The sequence below is a fragment of the Streptomyces sp. NPDC001380 genome, from assembly GCF_042895785.1.
Classification (GTDB): domain Bacteria; phylum Actinomycetota; class Actinomycetes; order Streptomycetales; family Streptomycetaceae; genus Peterkaempfera.
In genome coordinates, this window is the sequence record NZ_JBIAWP010000002.1 from 470,986 (window position 1) to 494,949 (window position 23,964).

General features: G+C 76.9%; 18 protein-coding genes and 1 pseudogene. 8 read left to right on the forward strand and 11 right to left on the reverse strand.

From position 1 onward, the window contains the following. The first annotated feature begins 190 nt into the window (after window positions 1–190). The gene (locus ACFY07_RS04770; protein ID WP_390867376.1) at window positions 191–1,858 is read left to right on the forward strand and encodes a hypothetical protein; all 1,668 of its coding nucleotides are present in this window, start codon (window positions 191–193) and stop codon (window positions 1,856–1,858) included. 57 nt (window positions 1,859–1,915) lie between these two features. On the opposite strand, the gene ACFY07_RS04775 is transcribed toward ACFY07_RS04770, so the two are convergent. The 5 genes from ACFY07_RS04775 to ACFY07_RS04795 all read right to left on the reverse strand — a co-directional run bounded on the left by ACFY07_RS04775 (window position 1,916) and on the right by ACFY07_RS04795 (window position 7,916). Next, the gene (locus ACFY07_RS04775) at window positions 1,916–3,049 is read right to left on the reverse strand and encodes an aminopeptidase P family protein (protein ID WP_390867378.1); all 1,134 of its coding nucleotides are present in this window, start codon (window positions 3,047–3,049) and stop codon (window positions 1,916–1,918) included. Between the two features lie 58 nt (window positions 3,050–3,107). Next, window positions 3,108–4,514, reverse strand: a complete 1,407-nt coding sequence (locus tag ACFY07_RS04780; protein ID WP_390867379.1) for a glutamate decarboxylase — start codon at window positions 4,512–4,514, stop codon at window positions 3,108–3,110. A gap of 126 nt (window positions 4,515–4,640) precedes the next feature. After that, window positions 4,641–5,399: a 3-oxoacyl-ACP reductase FabG gene (fabG, locus tag ACFY07_RS04785; RefSeq protein ID WP_390867380.1), complete on the reverse strand. Its 759-nt coding sequence runs from the start codon at window positions 5,397–5,399 to the stop codon at window positions 4,641–4,643. Between the two features lie 65 nt (window positions 5,400–5,464). Then, window positions 5,465–6,652 (reverse strand): thiolase family protein, encoded by a 1,188-nt coding sequence (locus ACFY07_RS04790; RefSeq protein ID WP_390867381.1) that lies wholly within the window; start codon window positions 6,650–6,652, stop codon window positions 5,465–5,467. A 115-nt stretch (window positions 6,653–6,767) separates the two neighbouring features. Further along, window positions 6,768–7,916: an acyl-CoA dehydrogenase family protein gene (locus ACFY07_RS04795; protein ID WP_390867382.1), complete on the reverse strand. Its 1,149-nt coding sequence runs from the start codon at window positions 7,914–7,916 to the stop codon at window positions 6,768–6,770. Between the two features lie 179 nt (window positions 7,917–8,095). Between ACFY07_RS04795 and ACFY07_RS04800 the strand changes: the two genes are divergently transcribed. The 3 genes from ACFY07_RS04800 to ACFY07_RS04810 all read left to right on the forward strand — a co-directional run bounded on the left by ACFY07_RS04800 (window position 8,096) and on the right by ACFY07_RS04810 (window position 11,570). Continuing rightward, on the forward strand, window positions 8,096–8,968 hold the full coding sequence (locus tag ACFY07_RS04800; protein ID WP_390867383.1) for a TetR/AcrR family transcriptional regulator: 873 nt from the start codon (window positions 8,096–8,098) through the stop codon (window positions 8,966–8,968). Between the two features lie 95 nt (window positions 8,969–9,063). Further along, on the forward strand, window positions 9,064–10,191 hold the full coding sequence (locus ACFY07_RS04805; RefSeq protein ID WP_390867384.1) for a Vms1/Ankzf1 family peptidyl-tRNA hydrolase: 1,128 nt from the start codon (window positions 9,064–9,066) through the stop codon (window positions 10,189–10,191). A 314-nt stretch (window positions 10,192–10,505) separates the two neighbouring features. Beyond that, window positions 10,506–11,570 (forward strand): S1 family peptidase, encoded by a 1,065-nt coding sequence (locus tag ACFY07_RS04810; RefSeq protein WP_390867385.1) that lies wholly within the window; start codon window positions 10,506–10,508, stop codon window positions 11,568–11,570. Between the two features lie 149 nt (window positions 11,571–11,719). Here the strand turns inward: ACFY07_RS04810 and ACFY07_RS04815 are convergent, their stop codons facing one another. Together ACFY07_RS04815 and ACFY07_RS04820 are read right to left on the reverse strand one after the other, a co-directional pair. Then, on the reverse strand, window positions 11,720–13,150 hold the full coding sequence (locus ACFY07_RS04815) for a sugar porter family MFS transporter (protein WP_390867386.1): 1,431 nt from the start codon (window positions 13,148–13,150) through the stop codon (window positions 11,720–11,722). Between the two features lie 107 nt (window positions 13,151–13,257). Then, window positions 13,258–14,217, reverse strand: coding sequence for a serine hydrolase (locus ACFY07_RS04820; protein WP_390867387.1), 960 nt, complete (start codon window positions 14,215–14,217; stop codon window positions 13,258–13,260). A gap of 278 nt (window positions 14,218–14,495) precedes the next feature. Here ACFY07_RS04820 and ACFY07_RS04825 point away from each other — a divergent pair, with 278 nt between their 5' ends. The 4 genes from ACFY07_RS04825 to ACFY07_RS04840 all read left to right on the forward strand — a co-directional run bounded on the left by ACFY07_RS04825 (window position 14,496) and on the right by ACFY07_RS04840 (window position 19,710). Further along, window positions 14,496–15,638, forward strand: coding sequence for a CaiB/BaiF CoA transferase family protein (locus ACFY07_RS04825; RefSeq protein WP_390867388.1), 1,143 nt, complete (start codon window positions 14,496–14,498; stop codon window positions 15,636–15,638). Window positions 15,639–15,898: 260 nt separating this feature from the next. Next, a complete protein-coding gene (locus ACFY07_RS04830; protein ID WP_390867389.1) occupies window positions 15,899–17,692 on the forward strand; it encodes a diacylglycerol kinase family protein in 1,794 nt (597 codons plus the stop codon). A gap of 203 nt (window positions 17,693–17,895) precedes the next feature. After that, window positions 17,896–18,849: a YihY/virulence factor BrkB family protein gene (locus ACFY07_RS04835; RefSeq protein WP_390867390.1), complete on the forward strand. Its 954-nt coding sequence runs from the start codon at window positions 17,896–17,898 to the stop codon at window positions 18,847–18,849. Between the two features lie 45 nt (window positions 18,850–18,894). Continuing rightward, window positions 18,895–19,710 (forward strand): phosphatase PAP2 family protein, encoded by an 816-nt coding sequence (locus ACFY07_RS04840; protein WP_390867391.1) that lies wholly within the window; start codon window positions 18,895–18,897, stop codon window positions 19,708–19,710. 49 nt (window positions 19,711–19,759) lie between these two features. On the opposite strand, the gene ACFY07_RS04845 is transcribed toward ACFY07_RS04840, so the two are convergent. The 4 genes and pseudogenes from ACFY07_RS04845 to ACFY07_RS04860 form a co-directional block, all read right to left on the reverse strand. Further along, complete coding sequence (locus ACFY07_RS04845; protein ID WP_390867392.1) at window positions 19,760–20,134, reverse strand: DUF2809 domain-containing protein; 375 nt, start codon at window positions 20,132–20,134, stop codon at window positions 19,760–19,762. Between the two features lie 107 nt (window positions 20,135–20,241). Then, window positions 20,242–21,474, reverse strand: a complete 1,233-nt coding sequence (locus ACFY07_RS04850) for an SUKH-4 family immunity protein (RefSeq protein ID WP_390867393.1) — start codon at window positions 21,472–21,474, stop codon at window positions 20,242–20,244. A 101-nt stretch (window positions 21,475–21,575) separates the two neighbouring features. Beyond that, window positions 21,576–23,065: pseudogene (locus tag ACFY07_RS04855) on the reverse strand (MFS transporter). Then, the gene (locus tag ACFY07_RS04860; protein ID WP_390867394.1) at window positions 23,062–23,733 is read right to left on the reverse strand and encodes a helix-turn-helix domain-containing protein; all 672 of its coding nucleotides are present in this window, start codon (window positions 23,731–23,733) and stop codon (window positions 23,062–23,064) included. The pseudogene ACFY07_RS04855 and the gene ACFY07_RS04860 overlap by 4 nt, the downstream one beginning before the upstream one ends. Between the last annotated feature and the right edge of the window lie 231 nt (window positions 23,734–23,964).

The following is a 23,964-nucleotide window of genomic DNA, read 5'->3' on the forward strand; positions in this document are numbered from 1 at the left end:
GGGGCGACCCCATAAGGTGACGCACGCCGGTGGCGGCGGTCGGCGCCGCACGGCGGACGGACGCCGCGGCAGCGGCGCGGGCGGCTGCGGGACGGGACGGTGACGTGCGGTGACGGGGAGCACGGTGACGGGCGGTACGACGGGTCCGGGTCCCGGTGCGGAGGCCGCGGCCCCGGGGACCACGATGCGCATGCCGCTCCCCCCGCCGCCCCCGCGGACGGTCGGGGCGCCGTGGCCGGACGCGGCGGCGGAGACGGCCGTGCTGCAGCCGGTCGCCGGCGCCGTCCGCACGGCCGCCCCCCTGCACGCACCCGCCCCGGGCTCCGCGCCGCGCGGCCGGATCCTGGTGGTCGAGGGCGGCTTCGCCGCGTCCGGCCGGTGGCCGTGGTCCCGCCAGGCGGTGTCCGCCGGGGCGCCGGCGCTGTCCGCGGTGCTCGCCGCGGTCTCGCCCCAGGTGCTGCTGGCGGCCGACGCCGTGGACGCCGTCCACCTGCCGTCGGCCACCGACCCGCAGACCGTCCTCGCCCACCTGCGGTCCGCCGCCCGCCACCCCGGACCGGTCCTGGTCCACCTGGCCGGACACGTCCTCGCCGACCGCCGCGGCGGCCGCCTCCATCTGGCCCTGCGCGACACCCGGCCCGCGACCGTGCGGCACGACGGCCTGCCCTGGCAGTGGATCGCCGCCGAGCTGCGGACGCGCCCCGCGGAGTGGGGCGCCCTGGTGATCGCGGACCTCAGCGCCGACGAGGCGGTCTGGCCGATGCTGCACACCGTCCCCTCGCCGCTGGCCGAGGGGCTGCCGCTGTGGGCGGCGGTCAACCCGGACCCGCAGCAGGTCGGCACCTTCACCCGCGCCCTGGTGGAGGCCCTGCACAGCGGGCAGCCGGGCGCCGGGGCCGCGCTGAGCCCGGAGCAGCTCCAGCACCAGGTGCAGTCGGTGCTGCGGCCCGACGTGCTGGTCGTGGCCTCGCACGGGCCCGGCCGTCCGGTCTTCCGCAACACCGCGCGCCGCACGGAGCCCGCCCCGCAGGCGCCGCACGACGGGGCCGCCGCGGCCGCCCCCGTACCGGCCCCCGCCCCCCGGGCCGCGACCACCACCGTGTCGGGCACCGCCGCCGTCCCGGCCGCCGTCGCCGCCGTCGCCGGCCCTCCGGCCGGGCCGAGGCCGGCCGTCCTCCTCGACAAGCCCGGGGCGTCCCACCCGGCTGCCGCGTCCCACCCGGTGGCACCCGGAGCCCCGGCGTCGCGTCCGGCCGCGGCCGCCCCGGTCACGCTGGACAAGCCCGGACCCCCGCCCCCGGCCCGGCCGCCCGCGGTCCGCCTCGGCAAGGCGGCCGCCCCCGCCGCCCCCGCGGGACCGCCGCCCGCGGCCGTCCCGCAGACCGCCCCCGCCCCCGCCGAGGACCCCGCCGCCGCGCTGGCCGAGTACCGGGAGCCCATCGGCCGCATCGTCCGCGCCGCCGACGCGGGGGAGCACGCCACGGCCGCCGACCTGGCGGCCACCCTGGAGCGCCAGGCCGTCGCCATGCACGGCGACGCCGCCCCCGCCGCGCTCCACGTCCGCCAGGTGCGGGCCCACGTCTCCCGCCTGGCGGGCAGGCAGGCACTCGCCGCCGACCTCTACCGCGACGTCGCACTCAAGCTGCTCGCCGTGCGGGGCCCCGAGCACCCCGAGACCCTCCAGGCCGCCTCCAACGCCGACGCCTGCTGGCGCGCCGTCCACGACGTCGCCGAGGCCCGCCGGATCGCCCCCGCCATGATCGCCCTGCGCGGCCGGGTGCCGGGCCCCGACGGCCGCAAGCTGCGCGCCGCCGAGCGCTACCTCGCCCAGCTCGGCGAGATGCGGCCCGACGCCTGACGTCGGCACGGGCACCCCGCGCGGCCCGGCCCGGCCGCGCGGGGGCGCCGTGGCGCGCTACGCCACCACCGCCATCTCGCGCGGGGTGGTGTTCAGCCGCCGCCCGCCGTCCTCCGTGCAGACCACGATGTCCTCGATCCGCACCCCGAACCGCCCCGGCAGGTAGATCCCCGGCTCGATCGAGAAGCACATCCCCGGCACCAGCGGCAGCTCCTCGCCCTCCACCATGTAGGGCGGCTCGTGCGTGGTGACCCCGATGCCGTGCCCGGTCCGGTGGATGAAGTACTCGCCGTACCCGGCCCCGGTGATCACCGCCCGCGCGACCCGGTCGACCTCCTGGCACGCGATCCCGGGCCGCACCGCCTCGAAGGCGGCCTGCTGCGCCTCCCGCACCACGTCGTGCACCCGCCGCTCCTCGGCGGTGGGCTCCCCGACGTGCACCGTGCGGCTGGTGTCCGAGCCGTACCCGTGCCTGAGCCCGCCGAAGTCGAGCACCACCGTGTCGCCGTCCCCGATCACCCGTCCGCCCGCCTCGTGGTGCGGGTTCGCCCCGTTGGGGCCGGAGCCGACGACCGTGAAGTCCACCTGGCTGTGCCCGTGCTCCAGCAGCAGCGCCGCCAGGTCGGCGGCCACCTCCGACTCCCGGCGCCCGGCGAACCGCACGCCCAGCACGTCCCGGTACGCGGCGTCCGCGGCCGCGCCCGCGGCGGCCAGCCGCTCCAGCTCCGCCGCGTCCTTGACGGCCCGCAGCATCGGCAGCGCCTCGCTCAGCGCCGCGTACGAGGTCCCCGGCAGGGTCCGCTGCAGGCCCAGCAGGTGCATCGCCCAGGAGGAGTCGGAGATCCCGTACCGGCCGTCGGGCCGCAGCAGGCCGGCCGCGGCGGCGTACGGGTCCTGGCCGTCGCGCCAGTCGGAGACGGCGAACGCGCCCGCCCCCGGGGCCGCCTCGGCGTCGCCGCGCTCCAGGGCGGGGACCAGCATCCGCGGCTCCTCGCCGGCCGACAGGACCAGCGCGGTGAGCCGCTCGGTGGTGGCGGTCGGCAGGTAGCCGGTCAGCCACGCCAGGTCGGGCCCGGGCATGACGACCAGTCCGGCCAGGCCCGCCGCGGCCGCGTCGCGGGCGGCGCGGTCCATCCGGGCGGCGTGGTCCTCGCGGGTGAAGGGCGCGGGGGCGGGGGCCTGCTCGGCCATGGGTCCTCCGGGAGCGGCGTGACGGTACGGGCGGGGGACGACGGTACGCCACGCGCCGTCAGTGGTGGAACGCCGAGCGGACCTCGACGCCCGTCTCCCGCAGCGGGGCGGGCTGCCGGCGGAGCTCCCCGACCAGCCGGCCGAGGTCGGCGAGGAGCAGGTCGGCGAGGTCCTCCGAGAAGCCGTTGCGGCAGACCACCCGCAGCACCGACAGGTCGGTGCGGTCCTCCGGGAAGGTGTAGGCGGGGACCAGCCAGCCGCGCTCGCGCAGCCGCCGCGACACGTCGAAGACGTCGAAGGAGGTGACGTCGTCGGCGGTGGTGAAGGCGAAGACCGGCAGCTGGTCGCCGCGGGTCAGCAGCCGGAAGCAGCCCAGCTGCTCGATCCCGCGCGCCAGCCGCCCGGCGACGTCCCGGGACGCCTGCTGCACGGCCCGGTAGCCGTCCCGGCCGAGCCGCAGGAAGGTGTAGTACTGGGCGACGACCTCCGAGCCGGGGCGGGAGAAGTTGAGCGCGAAGGTCGGCATGTCGCCGCCGAGGTAGTTGACCCGGAAGACCAGCTCCTCGGGGAGCGCCTCCTTGTCCCGCCACAGCGCCCAGCCCACGCCCGGGTACACCAGCCCGTACTTGTGCCCCGAGGTGTTGATGGAGGCCACCCGCGGCTGGCGGAAGTCCCACACCAGCTCCTCGTCGAGGAAGGGCGCCACCATGGCGCCGGAGGCGCCGTCGACGTGCACGGGCACGTCGAGGCCGGTGCGCTCCCGGAGTCCGTCGAGGGCGGCGCAGATGTCCCACACCGGCTCGTAGCTGCCGTCGAAGGTGGAGCCCAGCACCGCGACCACGCCGATGGTGTCCTCGTCGCACAGGGCCGCGGCCCGCTCGGCGTCCAGGTGGAACCGCTCGCCCTCCATGGGCGCGGTCCGCGGCTCGACCTCCCAGTAGGTGCAGAACTTCTCCCAGCAGACCTGCACGTTGACGCCCATCACCAGGTTGGGCCGCGCCCCGGCGGCGTACCGGTCGGCGTTGCGGTGCATCCAGCGGCGCTTGAGCGCCATGCCCGCGAGCATGCACGCCTCGCTGGAGCCGGTGGTGGAGCAGCCCACGGCTGCGTCGGGGTCCGGGGCGTGCCACAGGTCGGCGAGCATGGCGACGCAGCGCCGCTCCAGCTCGGCCGTCTGCGGGTACTCGTCCTTGTCGACCATGTTCTTGTCGACGCACTCGGCCATCAGCACCGACGCCTGCGGCTCCATCCAGGTGGTGACGAAGGTCGCCAGGTTGAGCTTGGCGTTGCCGTCGAGCAGCAGCTCGTCGTGGATGAGCCGGTAGGCGGTGGACGGCGGCATCGGGCCGTCCGGCAGCCGGTGCACCGGCGGGGCGACCTCCATGGGGCCGAGCGGGTCCGCCTCGCCGAGGAAGGGGTTGACCGACAGCCGCCGGTCGTCGTCCCGGCCCTTGTGCAGTGCCACTGGGGTGTCCTCTCCTCGCCCGTGCCGGTGCCGTGTCCACCGTGGCACCCCCGCCGCGGCGCCGCACCCGGAACGCGGGCGGAGGGGACCCCCGGGCCCGCCGCCGGGCCGGGGGTCCCGGGCACGTCAGCGGGCGCCGCCGTTGACGTAGAGGGTCTGGCCGGAGACGTAGGAGGCGTCGTCGCTGGCGAGGAAGGCGACCACGGCGGCGACCTCCTCCGGCTGCCCGACCCGCCGCAGCGGGGTGCGCTCGGCCGCCAGCCGCTGGTGCTCCTCCGCGGTGGAGCCGACCCGCTCCGCGGTGGCGGCGGTCATGGCGGTGGCGATGTAGCCGGGGGCGACGGCGTTGGCGGTGATCCCGTACGGGCCGAGCTCGATGGCGAGGGTCGCGGTCAGGCCCTGGATGCCGGCCTTGGCGGCGGCGTAGTTGGCCTGGCCCCGGTTGCCCAGCGCCGAGCGGCTGCTGAGCGAGACGATCCGCCCGTACCGCTGCTCCACCATGTACGCCTGGGCGGCCTGCGCGCAGTTGAAGGCGCTGGTGAGGTTGACGGTCAGGACGGCGTCCCAGTCGCTCCGGGGCATCCGGAAGAAGAGGTTGTCCCGGGTGATGCCCGCGTTGTTGACCAGGACGTGCAGGCCGCCGAGGTCCCGGACGACCTCGGCGAAGACGGCCGCCACGGCCTCGTGGTCGGCCACGTCGCAGCCGTAGGCGCGCGCGGTGCCGCCCTTGGCGGCGACCGCGTCGGCGGTCCCCTGCGCCCGCTCGGCGGTGAGGTCGACGACGGCGACCGCCGCGCCCTCCTCGGCCAGCCGCAGCGCGGTGGCCGCGCCGATGCCCTGTGCGGCGCCGGTGACGACGGCGACCCTGCCGGTGAACCTGCTCACGGACGTGCTCCTCTGCAGAGGGGGGGAGGGGGAGGGAGGGGGAGGGAGGGGGAGGTGGCGGTGCGTCAGTCGCGCTCGACGAGGACGGCGCTGCCCTGGCCGACGCCGACGCACATGGTGGCCAGGCCGCGCCGGGCGCCGGTGCGGCGCATCCGGTGCAGCAGCGTGGTGAGGATGCGGGCGCCGGAGCAGCCCAGCGGGTGGCCGAGCGCGATGGCGCCGCCGCTGGGGTTGACCAGCCCCGGGTCGACGCCCAGGGCGTCGGTGCAGGCCAGCGCCTGGGCGGCGAAGGCCTCGTTGAACTCGGCCTCCTCCACGTCGCCGACCGCCCAGCCGAGCCGGGCGAGTGCCTTGCGGGTGGCGGGCACCGGGCCGATGCCCATGGTGTCCGGGTGGACGCCGGCCGACGCCCCGGCGGCGTACCGCCCCAGCGGCTCCAGGCCCAGGTCGCGCAGCGCCTCCCCGCTCACCAGCAGCAGGGCGGCCGCGCCGTCGTTCATCGGGGAGGAGTTCCCCGCGGTGACGGTGCCGCCCTTGCGGAAGACCGGCTTCAGCGCGGCCAGCCGCTCGGCGGAGGTGTCCTCGCGGATGCACTCGTCGGCGGTGACCGCGACGCCGTCGGGCCGCACCACCGGCAGGATCTCGGCGTCGAAGTGCCCGTCCTTGCGGGCGGCGGCCGCGTTGCGGTGGCTGCGCAGCGCGAAGGCGTCCTGCCGCTCCCGCCCGATCCCGTACCGCTCCGCGACCTCCTCGGCGGTCTCGCCCATGGAGAGCACGCCGTGCAGCTCCGCCATCCGGGGGTTGGTCAGCCGCCAGCCGAGCCGGGTGTCGAAGGTGTCCATGCGGTGCGGCAGCGCCTCGTCGGGCCGGGCCAGCACGAACGGCGCCCGGCTCATCGACTCCGAGCCGCCCGCCACCGCGACCTCCGCCTCGCCCGCGGCGATCGCGCGGGCGGCGCTGGTGACGGCCTCCATGCCGGAGGCGCAGAGCCGGTTGACGGTCGCGCCGGGCACGCTGTCGGGCAGGCCGGCGAGGAGCACGGCCATCCGGGCGACGTTGCGGTTGTCCTCGCCGGCCTGGTTGGCGGCGCCCCAGTACACGTCGTCGATGCGGGCCGGGTCGAGGGCGGGGACGTCGGCCAGCAGGCCGGCGAGGACGCCGGCGGCCAGGTCGTCGGGGCGGACGGCGGACAGGGCGCCGCGCAGCCGCCCGACGGGGGTGCGGCGGGCGGCGGCGAAGTAGACGGGACGCAACGCGGGCTCCTCGTCGAGCCGGTCGCAGGGAAGCGGCCGGGCGGGCGGTGGGGACAGGCGGGGCGGGCGGTGGGGACAGGCGGGGCGGGCGGCGGGGACAGGCGGGGCGGGCGGTTCAGAAGGCGCTGACGCCGGTGAGGGCGCGCCCGATGAGCAGCTTGTGGATCTGGCTGGTGCCCTCGTACAGGGTCATGACGCGTGCGTCGCGCAGGTACTTGCCGACCGGGTACTCGTCGATGTAGCCGTACCCGCCGAAGACCTGCAGGGCGCTGTTGGCCGCCCGGACGGCCGCCTCGCTCGCGAAGAGCTTGGCGGTGGAGGACTCCACGGCGAAGGGCAGGCCCCGGTCGACCAGGTCGGCGACCCGCCACACCAGCATGCGGGAGGCGTCCAGGTCGACCGAGACGTCGGCGATCAGCTCCTGCACCAGCTGGTGGGAGGCGATCGGCCGGCCGAACTGCTCGCGCTCGCCCGCGTACCGCACCGCCGCGTCCAGGCACGCCCGGATGATGCCCGCACAGCCCGCCGCGACCGACATGCGGCCCTTGGCCAGCGCCGACATGGCCACGGAGAAGCCCCGGCCCTCGGCGCCCAGCCGGGCGGAGTCGGGCACCCGAACCCCGTCGAGGGAGAGCTCGGCGGTGGCCTGGCCGCGCAGGCCGAGCTTGCCGTGCACCTCGCGGCGGCCGAAGCCCGGCAGCCCGGTGGGGACCAGGAACGCGGTCACCCCGCGGTGCCCGGCCTCCCCGGTGCGGGCGAAGACCAGCGCCACGTCGGCCCAGGTGCCGTTGGTGATGAACATCTTGGAGCCGGTGAGCAGCCAGTCGCCGCCGTCGCGCACCGCCCGGGTGGTGAGGTTGGCGGCGTCCGAGCCGGTGCCGGGCTCGGTGAGCGCGAAGCAGCCGAGCGCCCGCCCGGAGGTCAGTTCGGGCAGCCACTCCCGCTTCTGCTCCTCGGTGCCGTGGGCGGCGACCGACTTGGCGACCAGGCCGAGCGAGACGGAGACGATGCCGCGCACCGCGGAGTCGCCGCGGCCCAGCTCCTCGGTGACCAGGCAGTAGGCCAGGTGGTCGCCGCCGGAGCCCCCGTACTCCTCGGGGATGGTCATGCCCAGGAAGCCGAGCTCGCCGAGCCTGCCGACGATCGACCGGTCCACCTGCTCGGCCCGGTCCCACTCCCGGGCGAACGGGGCGATCTCGCGGTCGGCGAACTCCGCCGCCAGCCGTTGTACGGCGGCCTGCTCGTCGGAGAGTGCCAGGTCCATCGTGCTCCTCGTCCCGTAAACTAGCGGTGCAAGTTTTATGGACTCTAGCCCTGGACCGGCCGCCTGGAAAGGGGGCCGGGGGAGGGGCCCGGGGGAGAGGGGCCGCGCCCGCCGGGGCCGCTGCCACAATGAAGCCCCCGCCCGCCCCGCCCGCCGCCGGCGACGACCCAGGAGGTGCTGTGGCCCGACCGCGCCGGCCGCTCCTCAGCCACGACCGGATCGTGGCCGCCGCCCTCCGCCTGGTCGACGCCGAGGGGCTGGAGGCGCTGTCCACCCGGCGGCTCGCCGCCGAACTCGGCGTCAGCGGGCCGTCCCTGTACAACCACTTCGCCACGAAGGACGACCTGCTGGACGCGGTGGCGGACGCGGTCGTCGGCGAGGTGGACCTCTCCATGTTCGGCCCGCCCGACCCCGGCCTCCCCGACCCGGGCCTCCCCGACCCGGGCCCGCCCGCCGCCGGCCCGCCCGCCGTCCCGGGGCCCGCCCCCGCCCCGCCCGGCGCGGGCGGACCGGCCGCCGACTGGTCCGGCGCGCTGCGCGCCTGGGCCCGCTCCTACCGCGCCGCACTGGCCGCCCACCCCCACGTCGTGCCCGTCCTCGCCCAGGGGCCCGGCCGCCGCCCGAACGCCCTGCGCCTGGCCGACGCCGTCTTCGGCGCCCTGGTCCGGGCCGGCTGGCCGCGCGCCCAGGCGACCCGGATCGGCGCCCTGATGCGCTACTTCGTCACCGGGTCCGCCCTCGGCTCCTTCGCCCGCGGCTTCCCCGACGACGCCGCGGTCTACGCCGACCGGTACCCGCACCTGGACCAGGCCCACCTGCTGGCCGAGCGGCGCCGCGAGATCGACGAGGGGGCCTTCGAGACCGGGCTGGAGGCCCTCCTCGACGGCCTCGCCCTGCGCCACCCGGCCGCCGGTCCGGTCCGCCCGGCGGGGTCCGGCGGGCCTGGGGGGCCGGAGGCGCCGGAGGGCGCGCGGAGTGGGGGACCCGGTGGGGATCCGGACGTCCGGCAGGACCGGGACGGCACCGGTGAGTGCCCGGAAAACGGCGGTTAGGGCGGTTTCGCCCCCTGCTGACCGGGAACCCGCAGGGCAGCCGCGGGCCTCGCCCGGCGGTCCGGCAGAAACCCCGAGGTCAGGAGGAACCTGCTGTGAGACTCACCGACCTTCGCCCCCTGTACGAGCGGCCCGGCCCCTGGGCCAGCGTGTACGCCGACATCGGGGGCGACGTGGAGGACGTGCGGGCCGCCATCCAGCTGCGCGCCCGGTCCGCCCGCGAGCAGCTCCTGGAGCAGGGCGCCGACGCCCGCACCGCGCAGGCCGTGCACGACTTCATCATCGACCGCCCGAGCCCCCCCGGCCGCCGCGGCCTCGCGGTCTTCGCCGCGGGCGGCGAGGTCGTCCACAGCGAGCTGCTGCCCGAGGGCCCCACGGACACCACGGCCGACTGGGCGCCGCTGCCGCACGTGATGCCGCTGCTGGTGCAACGCGGGGCGCGGATCCCGCACATGGTGGTCGCCGTCGACCGCGCCGGCGCCGACATCTCGGTGTGGACCGCGGACCCGGAGGGGCACGAGGTCCTGGCGGGCGGCCGCGAGGTCGAGGGCAGCACCGACCCCATCACCAAGGTTCACCCCGGCGGCCCCGGCGGCTGGTCGCAGGCCCGCTTCCAGCGGCGCGCCGAGAACACCTGGGACCGCAACGCCCGTGCGGTCGCCGCCGAGGTCGCCGAGGTCGCGGACCGGTTCGGGGTCGAGCTGATCATGGCCGCCGGCGACGTCCGCGCCCGCAGGCTGCTCCAGGAGCACCTGCCCCAGCGCTGGCAGGAGCCGCTGGTCGACCTGGAGACCGGCGGCCGGGCCGTGGGGATCAGCCCCGAGCACCTGGACGCCGCCCGCCGGGCGGCCCTCGCCGAGTACGCCGCCCGCCGCCGCAGGGCCTCCGCCGACCGCCTCAGCCAGGAGCTGGGCCGCCGCGCGCTGGCCGTGCAGGGCGTGGGCCCGGTCGTCAACGCCCTTTCCGAGGGCAAGGTGCTCACGGTGCTGCTGGAGGACCACCCGGAGTCGGACACGCAGCTGTGGATCGGCCCCGAGCCGGGACAGCTGGCCCTCTTCAGCGATGACGCCCGGCTGATGGGCGTGGACACGCCCGAGCACGACCGGGCGGACGCCGCGATGGCGCGCGCCCTGGCGGCCACCGCCGCCGACCTGGTGGTGCTGGAGGGCGGTGAGGGACCCCGCCCGGTCGACGGCATCGCGGCGCTGCTGCGCCACGCCTGACCTCCTCCGCACGGCCCCAGCGGCCCCGCCCGAACCGGGCGGGGCCGCTGTTTCGTGTCCGCAGCACCCTTGCCCCGCAAGGCTCCTGCCCCGGGCGGCCGCCGGTGGCCGGGGGCCGCCACTGGCCACAAGTCGCCAGAGGGCGGGGCTTGCGGCCCCCGCCGGCACGCGGGAACACTGACTGACGGCTTGACATGTACGCGGCTCGGAACCCGCTCACCCGCGGACGCCGCGTACCGGGCCACACCGCGCCCGCCGGACCGGCGGGCCCGGGCACGCCCCCGTGTCCGTCCTCAAGTCTCCAGGAGACCCGCGTGAGGATCAGTCGTACCCCCGGCCGCCGGACCGCCCTGCTCGCCACCGCCGCCGCCCTGCTCACCGGAACCGCCCTCGCCCTGCCCCAGGCGCAGGCGGCCGAGGCGAAGGCCCTCAGCCCGCAGCAGGCGTCCGCCCTCTCCGCCGCCGTCCAGCACCAGCTGGGCGACGCGCACACCGCCGGCTCGTACGTCGACGGCGGCCGCCTCGTGGTCACCGTCACCGACTCCGCCTCGGCCGCGAAGGTCCGGGCCCAGGGGGCCGTCGCGAGGATGGTCGCCCGCAGCGGCGCCCAGCTCAAGGCCGCCACCGCCACCCTCGACCGCACCGCCCGCATCCCCGGCACCGCCTGGTCGGTGGACCCGGTCAGCAACCAGGTCGTCGTCTCCGCCGACTCCTCCGTCACCGGCGCGAGGCTCGCCCGCATCCAGAAGGCCGCCAAGGGCCTCGGCGCTGCCGCCCGCCTGGAGCGCGTCAACGGCAGGTTCAGCCTGCGCCTCAGCGGCGGCCAGGCCATCTACGGCGGCGGCTACCGCTGCTCGCTCGGCTTCAACGTCAGGAGCGGCAGCACGTACTACTTCCTGACGGCGGGCCACTGCGGCAACGTCGCCTCGACGTGGTACTCCAACTCCTCGCAGACCACGAAGATCGGCACCACGGCCGGCTCCAGCTTCCCCGGCAACGACTTCGCCATCGTCCGGTACTCCACCACCGGCACCCCGGCGGGCAACGTCTACCTCTACAACGGGTCCTACCAGGACATCACCTCGGCCGGCACCCCGTCGGTCGGCCAGACCGTCTACCGCAGCGGCTCCACCACCGGCGTCCACAGCGGCACGGTGACGGCCCTCAACTCCACCGTCAACTACGCCGAGGGCACCGTCTCCGGCCTGATCAGGACCACGGTCTGCGCGGAGGGCGGCGACAGCGGCGGCTCCCTCTACGCGGGCACCACCGCCTACGGCCTCACCTCCGGTGGCAGCGGCAACTGCTCCTCCGGCGGCACGACCTACTTCCAGCCGGTCACCGAGGCGCTCAACTACTACGGCGTCAGCGTCTACTGACGGAACGCCCCGCAGGACCCCGCGGCGTCCTCCCGCCCCGCACCCGGGGCGGGAGGGCCCGGCGGCACCGACACCGCGGGCACCGGGCGAGCCGCACGCCCGGTGCCCGCGGCACCACGTCCGGGGCCGTCCGGCGGCCCGGCCGCGGCTCAGCCCATCTCCTCCAGGCGGCGTCCCTTGGTCTCGCGGACGAAGCGCGCCACGAAGGGGACCGACAGTGCGGCGAACACCGCGTAGACCACGTAGGTCGCCGAGAGGTTCCAGGTCGACATGCGGGGGAACGACACGGTGATCACCCAGTTGGCGATCCACTGCGCCGAGGCGGCCAGCGACAGCGCGGCCGCGCGCAGCCGGTTGGGGAACATCTCGCCGAGCATCACCCACACCACGACGCCCCACGACATCGCGAAGAAGAGCACGAAGGCGTTGGCCGCGACCAGGGCGACCGTGCCCTGCAGGTCGGGGATGGAGACCGCGTCGCCGCTGCCGCTGGCGTAGCTGAACGCCCAGGCGGCGGTGCCCAGCGAGAGCGCCATGCCGACGGAGCCGATGAGCGCGAGCGGCTTGCGGCCGATGCGGTCGACGCAGGCGATGGCGATCAGGGTGCCGACGATGTTGATGATCGAGCTCGAGAAGCTGATCAGCAGCGAGCTGCTCTGGTCGATGCCCACCGACTGCCAGAGGATCGACGAGTAGTAGAAGATCACGTTGATGCCGACCAGCTGCTGGAAGACCGAGAGCAGCACGCCGGTCCAGACGATCGGCAGCAGGCCGAAGCGGCCGCCGAGCAGGTCCTTCAGGCGCGGCTTGTGGTCGGTGGCGATCAGCTCGCGGATCTCGGCGATGCGGGCGTCGGTGTCCGCGGACCCGCCCTCGACCTCCCGCAGCACCGCGCGGGCCTCCTCGGTGCGCCCGGCGGAGACCAGGAAGCGCGGCGACTCGGGGATCACCGAGGCCAGCACGAAGTACACCACCGCGGGCACCAGGCAGGCGCCGAGCATCCACTGCCAGGCCTCCAGCCCGGCCAGCTCGCCGCGGACGTCGCTGCCCGCGGCCTTGTCGATCGCCCAGTTCACCAGCTGCGAGACGGCGATGCCGAGCACGATCGCCAGCTGCTGGAAGGAGGCCAGCCGGCCGCGGTGGGCGGACGGGGCGACCTCGGCGATGTACGCGGGGGCGATCACGGACGCGATGCCGATCGCCGCGCCGCCGAGGACCCGCCAGAACGTGAGGTCCCAGGCCGAGAAGGGGAGCGCCGAGCCCACCGAGCTCACCGCGAAGAGGGCGGCGGCTATCTTCATGACCCGAATGCGGCCCCACCGGTCCGCGAAGCGGCCGGCGAGGGCCGCGCCGACCGCGGAGCCCAGCAGGGCGGACGCGACGATCCAGCTGACGTTGTCGCCGACGCCGAACCGGTCCTTGATCCCGGAGACGGCGCCGTTGATCACGGAGCTGTCGTAGCCGAAGAGGAATCCTCCCAGCGCAGCCGCAGCGGTGATGAACACCACATGGGCGAGGTGCTCGGTTCCTGCCGCCGACGCGGCTGTCCGGCCGGAGGCCGGGGGCTTGGTGACGCTCACGTTCTTGCTCCTGCCCGGGTTCCACACTGAACACCGCGGCGGGGGTGGACCCCGCCGCGGCTTCAACTTACGTAGTTAAAACCTCAGAAACAAACCCGATGTGTTCACTATTTGAACGATCCGTGGTCCGAACCATCCGACTGCTCCGACACCCGGGCCGGCGTCCCCGCGCCCGGGTACCCGCTGGTCCTGCCGCTCGTCGTGGTGGCCGCCGCGCCCGGGTTCAGGTCGTGGTGGACCACCCGGGCTATCCGCTCGATCGTGGTGACCCCGTAGCCCATCGTCCCGTTGTCCTGCGTCAGCACCACCAGCCGGTAGCCCGGGCCCGTGGTACGGGTGAAGGCGCCTATGCTGTGCACCCGCCAGCCGTGGGTGGCCCGCGGGAGCCAGCCGTTCTTCACGTGCACGCCGATCCCGGCCGGGGCGCCCGCGGGCGTGCCCCACCGCTGGGAGCCCACCACGTTCGCCATCTGCCGCAGGCCGTAGGCCCGCGAGGCGTCGGACAGCACCGTGTTCGCACTGTCCAGCAGGGCCAGGACGCGCAGCTCGTCCTGCGCCGTGATCCGGGTCAGGCCCCAGGCGCCCCCGGCGTCCAGCGTGGTGTGGGTCAGGCCCGCCAGCTGCAGGTACCGCTGCACCCGGGCGCGGCCCAGGCTGCGCCAGAGCGTCGTGGTGGCGTCGTTGTCGGACCTCGTGATCATCGCGGTGATGAGCGCGTCCTCCTGCGAGGACAGCGTCCGGTGCGACTCCATGGCCCGGCGCAGCACGGCCTGCATCACGATCGCCTTCACCACGCTCGCCGAGTCGTAGTGCCAGGTGTAGTGCATCCCGCACCACGTGCCCGTGGTGCGGTCCCACAGGCCCACCGAGACCGTCCCGGCCCGGCCCGCCACCGCCGCGCCGATGTCCCGGGAGAGCTGGGTCGCCAGTGCGGGGCGGCCGGTCGAGCCGCACGCCACCGGTGAGGTCGCCGCCTCGGCCGCCGAGGGCGCCGCCATCGGCAGCAGCGCGAGGGCGAGCGCCGCAGGAACCGTGCGCCGCAGCGCACCTGACAGGGAGTGGGGCATGGATCTCCTCCACGGGAGGGCGGCCCGGACGGCCGCGGGCCTCCCGGAGTCTGCCGCAAGCCGCGCTCGGCGTCATCCCGCTCCGCACGCGCCCCCGGTAGCGTGACCGCGCCCCCTGACGCACCCGCGCGCCCCCGTCCCCCACCCCGCCCGCCGTCCCGCCCCCCACCCGCGGTCCCGCCTCCCGTCCGCCCTCCCGCGTCCGCCGCTCCACCTCCCCGTGTCCGCCGTCCCCGCCGTGCCCGACACCGGCCGGCCTCCCCGGAAGCGAGCCGCCCGTGCAGCCCCTCCGCGGCATCACCGTCGTCGCCCTCGAACAGGCCGTCGCCGTCCCCTTCGCCACCCGGCAGCTCGCCGACCTCGGCGCCCGCGTCATCAAGGTCGAACGCCCCGGCGGCGGCGACTTCGCCCGCGCCTACGACCGCGAGGTCCGCGGGCTGTCCGCCTACTTCGTCTGGATCAACCGCGGCAAGGAGAGCGCCGTCCTCGACCTCCGCGACGACGCCGACCGCGCCCTGCTCGACCGGATGCTGGCCCGCGCCGACGTCTTCGTCCAGAACCTCGCCCCCGGCGCCGCCGACCGCCTCGGCCTCGCCGCCGCCGGCCTGCGCGCCCGCCACCCCCGCCTGATCACCTGCTCCCTCACCGGCTACGGCACCGACGGCCCCTACCGCGACAAGAAGGCCTACGACCTGCTCGTCCAGTGCGAGGCCGGCCTGCTCTCCGTCACCGGCACCCCCGGGCACCCCGCCCGCCCCGGCATCTCCGTCGCCGACATCGCCGGCGGCATGTACGTCCACACCGGCATCCTCACCGCCCTCTACGAGCGCGAACGCACCGGCGAGGGCACCGCGCTCGAGGTCTCCCTCCTCGACGCCCTCGCCGAGTGGATGGGCCACCCCTACTACGCCCAGGCGTACGGCGGGACGCCCGTCGTCCCCAGCGGCGCCCGCCACCCGTCGATCTCCCCCTACGGCCACTACCGCACCGGCGACGGCGCGCAGGTCTTCCTCAGCGTCCAGAACGACCGCGAGTGGGTGCTGCTCTGCGAGCGCGTCCTCGGCCGGCCCGGCCTCGTCCGCGACCCGCGCTTCGCCGACAACCCGCTGCGCCGCGCCCACGACGACGAGCTCACCGCCGTCATCGAGGAGTGCCTCGCGGACCGCACCGCCGACGGCCTGGCCGCCGAACTGGACGCCGCGGGCATCGCCAACGCCCGGCTGCGCACCGTCGCCGAGTTCGCCGGCCACCCGCAGCTGGCGGCCCGCGACCGCTGGCGCACCTTCGACTCCCCGGCGGGGCCGCTGCGCGGACTGCTGCCGCCCGTGACCGTCCACGGCCGAGAGGCGCCGATGCGCCCCGTTCCCGCGCTGGGCGAGCACACCGACGCGCTGCGCGCCGAGTTCGCCCCCGGCACCTGACCACCGGTACCTGACCCCCTGACACCCGACACCCGGCACCCGGCACCTGACCCCCCGGCACCCGGCACCCGGCCCCGAACCCGGCCGGCCTCCGAGGCCCCGGTCCCGGCCGCCTCCGGCCCCGCCCCCGTCCGCGGGCCGCCCCGCCCGGCCGCCGCCCGCACGGCCGGGCGGGGTCGGCGGCCGACGAAGGAGCGGGTCTGACGCCCTTTCCGGAACCGGGCAGGAATCTCCTGCCCGGCGCGGGCAAGAAGCCGACCATGCTGAAGGAGAGCGGCCCTGCCGCGAGACGGATCGGTGTGCTGCTGCTGGGGCAGGCGGCACTCATGGTGGGCCTGGGGCTCCTGCTCACCCTGGTGATGGCCCACCACCTCCCGGTGAGCGCCGAGGACGGTGCCAACCGCTTCCTCGCCGCCCACCGCACCCCGGCCGTGAACACGGTGACCTCGTGGTTCTCCACGATCGCCAACACGCCCGCCGTCGTGACGGGCACCGCGGTCTGCATCGCGGCGCTGCTCCTGCTGCCGCGGCTGCCCCGCTGGCGCGAGGCCGTCTTCCTCGGCGGCGCGGTCGCCGTCCAGTCCGCCGTCTTCCTGCTGGTCACCCTGTGCGTGGAGCGGCCGCGGCCCGAGGTGCACCACCTCGACGGGGCGCCGCCCACCTCCAGCTTCCCCTCGGGGCACACCGGTGCCTCCACCGCCCTCTACGGCGGACTGGCCGTCCTCGCGCTCTCCCGCCTGCGCGGCCCCTGGCGGTACGTCGCGGCCGCGGTCCTGTTCCTCGTCCCGCCGGCCGTCGCCGTCTCCCGCCTCTACCGCGGCATGCACCACCCCACCGACGTCCTCGGCGGCCTCGTCAACGGCACCTGCGCGCTCCTCGTCATGGGCCGCACCCTCCTCGCCCACCGCTCCCCCTGGGTGCCCGGCTGCCCCGCCCCGGCCGCCCCGGCCGCCCCGGCCGCCGCGTCCACCGCGTCCGCGTCCGCGTCCACCGCGCCCGTGGCCGCCCCGCGCCCCCGCGCCGCGGACCTGCGCGCCGCCGTGGTCCACAACCCCACGGTCACCTCCGACGACCTGCGCGCCCGGCTCCGCGCCGTCCTCGACCGCCACGGCTACACCGACCAGGCGTGGACGGAGACGACCGTCGACGACCCCGGCGGCGGCCCCGCCGCGGCCGCCGCCGCCTCCGGCGCCGACCTCGTCGTCGTCTGCGGCGGCGACGGCACCGTGATGGCCTGCGCCGGCGGCCTGTGCGGCACCGGCACGCCCATGGCCGTCGTGCCCTGCGGCACCGGCAACCTCCTCGCCCGCAACCTCGGCCTGCCCCTCGACCCGGTGGCCGCCCTCGACGACGCCCTCGGCGGCGAGCCCGCCCCGGTCGACCTCGGCGTGGCGAGCGGCGACGGCCTCGATCCCACCTGCTTCACGGTCATGGCGGGCGCCGGCTTCGACGCCGCCATGGTCCGGGACGCCTCCGACCGGCTCAAGGCCCGCCTCGGCTGGGTCGCGTACCTCCTCTCCGCCGCCCGCCACCTGCGCGACCCCCGGATGCGGATCACCCTCCGCCTCGACGGCGGCCCCGTGCTGCACCGCCGCGCCCGGATGGCCGTCGTCGGCAACGTCGGCTTCCTCCAGGGCGGCCTCCCGCTGCTCCCGGACGCCCGCCACGACAGCGGACGCATGGACGTGCTGCTCCTCGACCCCCGCGGACCCGCCGGCTGGATCGCCGCCGCCGGGCACCTGGGAGCCCGCATGCTGCCCGGCCGGGACCGGACCCCCGAGCAGGCCGCCCCCACCCGGCGGGCCGCCCGCGGCGCCCTGGAGTACTTCACCGCCGCCAGGGTCGAACTCGACCTCGGCGGCCCCCAGCCCCGCGAGCTCGACGGCGACGCCGTCGCCGACGGCCGTACCCTCGTGGTCGAGGTCCGGCCCGGGGCGCTGCTGGTCCGGCTGCCCGCCGGCCGCGCCGCCGGCCGGGACCGGGCGGCGGGGAGCGGGACGGCGGACCGCGCCCCCGCGGCCCGTGAGGCCGGTCCGCTGACCGCGGGCACCTGACCGCGGGCACCTGACCGCCGGCACCCGGCCGCAGGTGCCCGGCCGCCGGCGTCCGGCCGGCCTCGGCACCCCGCCCGCCGGCCGCCCTCGGGGCGGCCGGCGGCCGCTGTCCCCGCACCGTCCGCCCCGTCCGCACCGCCGCCCGCCCGCACCCCCGCCGCCACCGTCCGCACCGCCCCGCCGAAGGAGACAGAGGAAGACCGATGGGTACCGCCACGCGCGTCCCGCAGACCCGCGACATGCAGGGGGAGGAGCTCTCCGCCGACGACGCCTGGACCGCCCTGCGGCGCTACGGCGGCTGGAAGCTGCTGCGCGACTCCTTCCTGCGCTTCCGCTACGCCGACGGCTTCAGCCACTCCCGGGCCCTGGCCCTGCAGACCGCGCTCTCGCTCGTCCCGTTCGCGATCGCGGTGATCGGGCTCTCCAGCGTCGTGCACACCGAGGGCATCGGCCGGGTCGTCGAGCTGACCATCCGCCGCATCACCGCGGGACCCAGCCAGCAGGTCGTGGAGGACGCCCTGTCCCGCAGCCGGCGGCAGGCGGGCGACGGCAGCCAGGCCGCCCTCTGGTTCGGCCTGCTCTTCTCGGTCGTCAACGTCGCCACCGCCATGTGCCAGATCGAGCGCGGCGCCAACCGGATCTACGGCGTGGAGCGCGACCGGCCCTTCCACCTGAAGTACACCCGGGGCCTGATCATGGCCGTCGCCACCGGCCTGCCCATGGGCGTGGGCTTCGTCCTGATGGTGGCCGGGGCCGACATCGCTGCCTCCCTCACGCAGGTCTACCACCTGGACCCGGCCACGGTGGACGTCTGGAACGTGCTGCGCTGGCCGGTCGGCGTCCTGCTCGCGCTCATCGCCGGCAGTGTCGTCTTCCGCCGCTCGCCGCGCCGCGTCCAGCCCGGCTACACCTGGCTGGCCTTCGGCGCCGCCGTCCACCTCCTGCTGTGGACGCTGGCGACCTGGGGGCTCGCCCTGTACGTCGGCGCCGAGGGCTCCTTCAAGTCCGTCTACGGGCCCCTCAGCGCGTTCGTCTCGCTGCTGCTCTGGTGCTACCTGACCTCGCTCGCCCTCTTCCTGGGCCTGGCCTTCGCCGCCCAGCTGGAGGCGAGGCGGGCGGGCGTCCGCGAGCCGATCACCGAGGACCCGGGCGCCTGAGCGCGCCGGGCACTGAAACGTTCGAGAGAGGGTAGGGCGGCATCCATGGGTGTACGTGACATGGCGGGATTCCTGGACCCGGGCCGCTACGGCCCCGACCGGCGGCTGGGCATGCGGATGCTGCTCGCGGTCGCCGCCTTCGCGGTGGCGGCCGTGCCGTTCGGCCTGGTGCTGCTGCTGGTCGAGGCCCACTGGCCGCCCGCGCTCCGCCTCGACCGCGACACCGCCGAGGACCTGCATCAGCAGGCGCTGGCCCACCCCGCCCTGGTCTCCGTCCTGCGGGTCCTCACCGACATGGTCTGGGACCCGGTGACCATGCGGCTGCTCACCGTCCTCCTCGTCGTCTGGCTGCTGCTCCGCCGCGCCTGGCGGCTCGCCGCCTGGGCGGCGGTCACCGTCGCCGCGAGCGGCCTGGTCGGCCTGCTCGTCAAGACGGTCGTCGCGCGCACCCGCCCCTCGCTGCCCGACCCGGTCGCCCACGCGCCCGGCTTCTCGTTCCCCTCCGGCCACGCCATGACCGCGGCCACCTGCTGCGCGGTGCTGCTGCTGGTCCTGCTGCCGATGGTGCCCCGCCGGTGGCGCCCGCTGCCGTGGGCCGTGGCGGTCGTCTCGGTGGCCGGTGTCGGCTACACCCGGGTGGCGCTCGGCGTGCACTGGCTGAGCGACGTGGTCGGCGGCTGGCTGCTGGGCCTCGCCGTGGTCGCCGCCACCACCGCCGCCTTCGAGGCCTGGCGTACGGACGTCGGCCGCCGCCGCACCGCGCCCACCGAGGGCATCGCGCCGGAGGTGCGCTCCTCCGACCCCGAGCCGCCCGTCGGCGACTGCCCCGGGCCCCGCGACGCCCGCCGCGTCGCCGGCTGAGCGCCGCCCGCGGCCTGCCGCGTCCGTGCGGCCGGCCGGCCCGGGCGGGTCACCGTGCGGCCGGCCGGGCCGCCCGGGCCGCCGTGTGCAGGAGCCCGCAGCAGAGCGCGCCCACCGCGTACAGGGCCAGGTCGCGGGCGTCGAAGGTGGAGCCGAGGACCAGCCGGACCGCGGTGCTGTGCTGCGACAGCCGCGCGGGCAGCCCGGTGAGCTGGAGGCACTCCACCGCCCAGCTCCACCCCAGCGCGGCGGCCGCGGCCGCCCGCGGAGCCGTCCGAGGGGCGGCCAGCACGGCCAGCGCGTACACCAGCGCCGTGTACAGGGCGGCCCCGCTGTACGCGGCGGCCGCGCCGCCCGCCGCCCGGAGCACGAGCCCGGCGGCGAGCACCGCCGCCGCCGCCGCGGCGGCCGCCGCCCACCGCACCCGGCCGTCCCGCTCCGCCGCTCCCGGCGCGTCCTTCCGTCCGTCCGCAGCCCGTCCACCCGCAGCCCGTCCGTCCGCAGCCCGTCCGTCCGCCGCGCGGCCGCCCGTCATCCGGCCAGACCCCCCATGGGGCCGTCCTCGGCCAGGGACCGCCACGGCCGCGACGGCTCCGCGAAGGCCTCCGGGTCGAGGTGCGCGACCAGGCGCTCCGCCCACATCCCCAGCAGGGCGTCCGGGGCGTAGGCCCGCCAGGGCAGGGGGACGGGTCCGCGCCTCCAGCGGCTGTTCTCGGTCCGGACCCTCCGCACGGCCCAGCAGACGTGGAGCAGGGCCGAGAGGTCCCGGTTGAGGTAGGCGTCCGGCCGGCAATCGTCCCCGCCGACGGGCACCTCCAGCCGGCCCGTGGCGCCGTCCAGCACCACCGGCAGGTCGTGGACCCAGCCCGCGAGCAGCAGGAAGTCCCGCTGGTGCCACCGGGCGTCCGGGTCGCCGGGCCCCACGTCCTCGAAGCACTCCGGCCAGGCCTCGCCGAACGGGACGAGCCGCTCTTCCGGCTCCTGGAGCAGGCCGTCCCCCAGCGGCACGCCCACCTCGGCCAGCAGGCGGCGCGTCGGCCCGTGCACGAGCCGCTCCGGCAGGTCCGCCTCCGCGTAGCGGTACGGTTCGCCGAGCTCGGCGACCAGGTCCGGCGTGATCTCGTACGCCGGTCCGCCCGGACCTCCGGGCCGCGCGCCCCACCGCAGGCTCCGCGCCAGGACGGCGTGCGCCCAGTGCGCGGGCGGGGCGTCCCCCGCGAACACCTCCGGGTCGATCTCCCGCATCCTCCCCAGGGCCGCCGCGGCGACCTCGTCGGCCACGGCCGGTCCGCGCCTGCCGCCGAGGGCCGCCGGGTCGGACGCGGTCCGCCATACCAGCTCCACCTCCCGCGCCAGCGCCACCAGCGTCGAGAGGTCCGACGCGAGCAGGTCCCGTCCCGGCCCTGCCGCGGTCCCGGGTCGCCGGGCGAGGTGGACGCGCCCGGTGGCGCCGTCCAGCACCACCCGGCCCAGGCCGTAGGCGGGCCTGCCCAGCCCGAGCAGCCCCTCCTCCCCGGGCGGGCCCTGCCGGGGCGGAGCACCGGGGGAGGGGGCGGCCCGGCCGGCGCCGAGGTCCGGGGCCAGCTCCAGGTCCGCGGCCCGCAGGGGCAGGCCCACCTCCGCCAGGAAGCGGCGGCTCGGCCCGTGCGCCAGGGCCGCCGGCGGCGCCGTCCGGGCCCGTCCCACCCCGTCGGCGCCGAACCACTCCCCGACCTGACCCGCCGTCAGCCCGCCTGCCCTCAGCCCGTCCGCCGCTCCGCCCATGGCGGACGACCCTACCGGTGCGCCACCCGGCCGGAGGCCCCCCTCCCGGCCTGCGGGGCCGCCCGCCCCCGGGCCGGAGGAGGCTCCGGCACCCCCGCTCCTCAGCCCGGACGACCCTCCGCCCGGCCGCCTCTCCGCCCGGCCGCCCCTCGGCCCGGCGTGCCGACGGCGTCGGCCGCGGGCCGCCCGCCGCCGGCTGCCCCAGCGGGGTCCGGCAGCCCTGCGGGCTGCTGCGGAACTGCGGGCTCCTGCGGACCGGCGGGGTCCCGCGGGCCTGCGGGGGAGGGGACGGCTGCCGCGCCCGTGCCGCGCCCGCGCCGCCGGTCCATCCCGCGCCACTCCGGCCGCAGCCCGGTGAGGGTCGTGGTGAGGAGGTACGCGCCGCCGGCCGCCAGCAGGACCGGCGCCAGGCCGGCGGCGGCCACGGCCGCGCCGCCGAGGAGGCCGCCCAGGGGGATGCCGGCCCAGGCCAGCGAGTCCCCGATGGCGCCGACGCGGCCGAGCAGACGGCGCGGCACCCGTTCGAAGGCGACCGCCCCCAGGACCGGGTTGAGGAACCCCGCGCCGAAGCCGCCCGCGGCGAAGACCGCCAGGACCGCCCCCGTCGGCGCGCCCAGGGCCAGGACCAGGAATTTGGGGGCACCGGCCACCAGGAAGCCCGCGAAGAAGACGGTCCGCCGCCGCATCCGGTGCGCGACCGCCGCGGCCACCAGGCTCCCGCAGACCGCCGCGACGCCCCAGGCGCTCCCGGTGAGCCCGATGGCGGCGGGCCCGCCCCCGGACTCCTTCGCCCACACCGGGACCAGCACCGTCGTGAACCCCGCGTCCAGCAGGTTGGTGACGGCGACCATCACACCGACGGTGAGCAGCAGCCGGTCGCCGCGCAGGAAGCGCAGCCCCTCCCCGAACCGCTGCCAGTAGCCCTGCCCGGCACCGCCCTCCGCGTCCTGCGGGGAGGCGGCGGACCGGCCGGCGCCGCGCGGCAGGCCGAGGCCGACCACCACGGCGCCGAGCGCGAAGCAGGCCGCGTTCACGGCCACGCCGGCGAGCGGGCCGACGAGCGCGACCAGCGCGCCTCCCGCCGCCGGGCCGACCGTGGAGGCCAGCCGCTCGGTCACCCCGGCCAGGCCGGCCGCCCGCTCCAGCGGGACCCGGCTGCGCTCGGCCGCCTCGGGCACCATGACGTGCTTGGCCAGGTCGCCGGGGCCGCGCACCGCGCCGACGGCGGCGACCAGGGCCAGCAGCGTCCCGAAGTGCAGCAGCCCAGGGCGTGCAGCAGGGGGACGAGCGCCGCCGCGACGGCGCTGGCGGCGTCGGCCGTCCAGGAGGCCCGCCGCGGGCCGACGCGGTCCAGCAGCGGTCCGGTGAGCGCCTTGGCCAGCACGTAGGGCGCCATCTCGCAGAAGGCGACCAGGCCGGTCCGGGTGGCGCTGCCGCTGGTGGCGAGGACGAACCAGGGCAGCGCGACGGCGGAGATCCGGGTGCCGGTCAGCGACACCGCCGTCGCCGTGAGGACCGCCGCCAGCGGCCGCAGCTCGCGCCGCCCGGCCGGGTCCTCCGCAGCGGGCGCCTCCGCGGCCGGCGCGCTCACGACCCCTCCTCCGCGTCCGCGCCCGCCCCGTCGGCGGCCGCCCCGTCCGCGGCCGCCCCGTCCGCGTCCGCCCCGTCCGCGTCCAGCTCGGGCAGCAGGTGGGAGACCACCGAGACCCGCTGCGCCCCGGGCGGTGCGGACGCCGCCGCCCCGGGCGTGTCCTGGCGGTAGCGGGCCACCACCGACGCCAGCTCCTCCTGCAGGGCACAGGCCTCCTCGGGCGTCAGCCGCAGGGCCCAGTCGCTCATGTCGAAGGCCTCCTGCCAGGCGCGCGGCGCGGTCGGGAGTTCGTTCAGCGTCCGCTGCAGGCTCAGGGTGTGCGCGGCGGCGACCGACTGGAGGTGCGCCAGGGTGGCCTCGGGCTCCTGTGCGGCCAGGTCGAGGTCGTCGAACCGGGTGACCCGGTGCACGGAGCGCCACCAGCGGTCCCGGGCGTTGCCGCGGCCGGTGTCCTCCTCGACGAAGCCCGCGGCGGCGAGCTGGCGCAGGTGGTAGCTGGTGGCCCCCGAGGTGAGCCCGGTCCGGTCGGCCAGCCGGGTGGCGGTCGAGGGCCCGTACCGGCGCAGCAGGCCCAGGAGCTGCACCCGGACGGGGTGCGCCAGCGCCCGCAGTCCGCGGGCGTCCAGTACGACGTCGGTGGCGGGGTCCGGCCTGCGGCGGTCGTCCATGCGACGACCGTATAACCGCCAAGAGTTCTTTGCAAACGTTTCTTTGCGATCCTGGGAGACCGTTTTCGCGTGAAGAGGCTCACACGCCCGTGGGGGATTACGACGCCCGGTAGGAGACCCCCGCGCCCCGTCCGCGGCCCGGATAAACCTCTGTTTTCGTGCGAATCGGGTGTTTAAGGATCGAAGTGGGTGTTCTCCGGCCATCGGTGCAGTTCGGGAGGGGTGCGGGCC

Coding starts and splice junctions, on each gene's coding strand:
- ACFY07_RS04840 (WP_390867391.1), top strand. CDS start 18,895: ATGGGTGTACGTGACATGGCGGGATTCCTGGACCCGGGCCGCTACGGC.
- ACFY07_RS04770 (WP_390867376.1), top strand. CDS start 191: ATGCCGCTCCCCCCGCCGCCCCCGCGGACGGTCGGGGCGCCGTGGCCG.
- ACFY07_RS04830 (WP_390867389.1), top strand. CDS start 15,899: ATGCTGAAGGAGAGCGGCCCTGCCGCGAGACGGATCGGTGTGCTGCTG.
- ACFY07_RS04850 (WP_390867393.1), bottom strand. CDS start 21,474: ATGGGCGGAGCGGCGGACGGGCTGAGGGCAGGCGGGCTGACGGCGGGT.
- ACFY07_RS04795 (WP_390867382.1), bottom strand. CDS start 7,916: ATGGACCTGGCACTCTCCGACGAGCAGGCCGCCGTACAACGGCTGGCG.
- ACFY07_RS04820 (WP_390867387.1), bottom strand. CDS start 14,217: ATGCCCCACTCCCTGTCAGGTGCGCTGCGGCGCACGGTTCCTGCGGCG.
- ACFY07_RS04775 (WP_390867378.1), bottom strand. CDS start 3,049: ATGGCCGAGCAGGCCCCCGCCCCCGCGCCCTTCACCCGCGAGGACCAC.
- ACFY07_RS04835 (WP_390867390.1), top strand. CDS start 17,896: ATGGGTACCGCCACGCGCGTCCCGCAGACCCGCGACATGCAGGGGGAG.
- ACFY07_RS04860 (WP_390867394.1), bottom strand. CDS start 23,733: ATGGACGACCGCCGCAGGCCGGACCCCGCCACCGACGTCGTACTGGAC.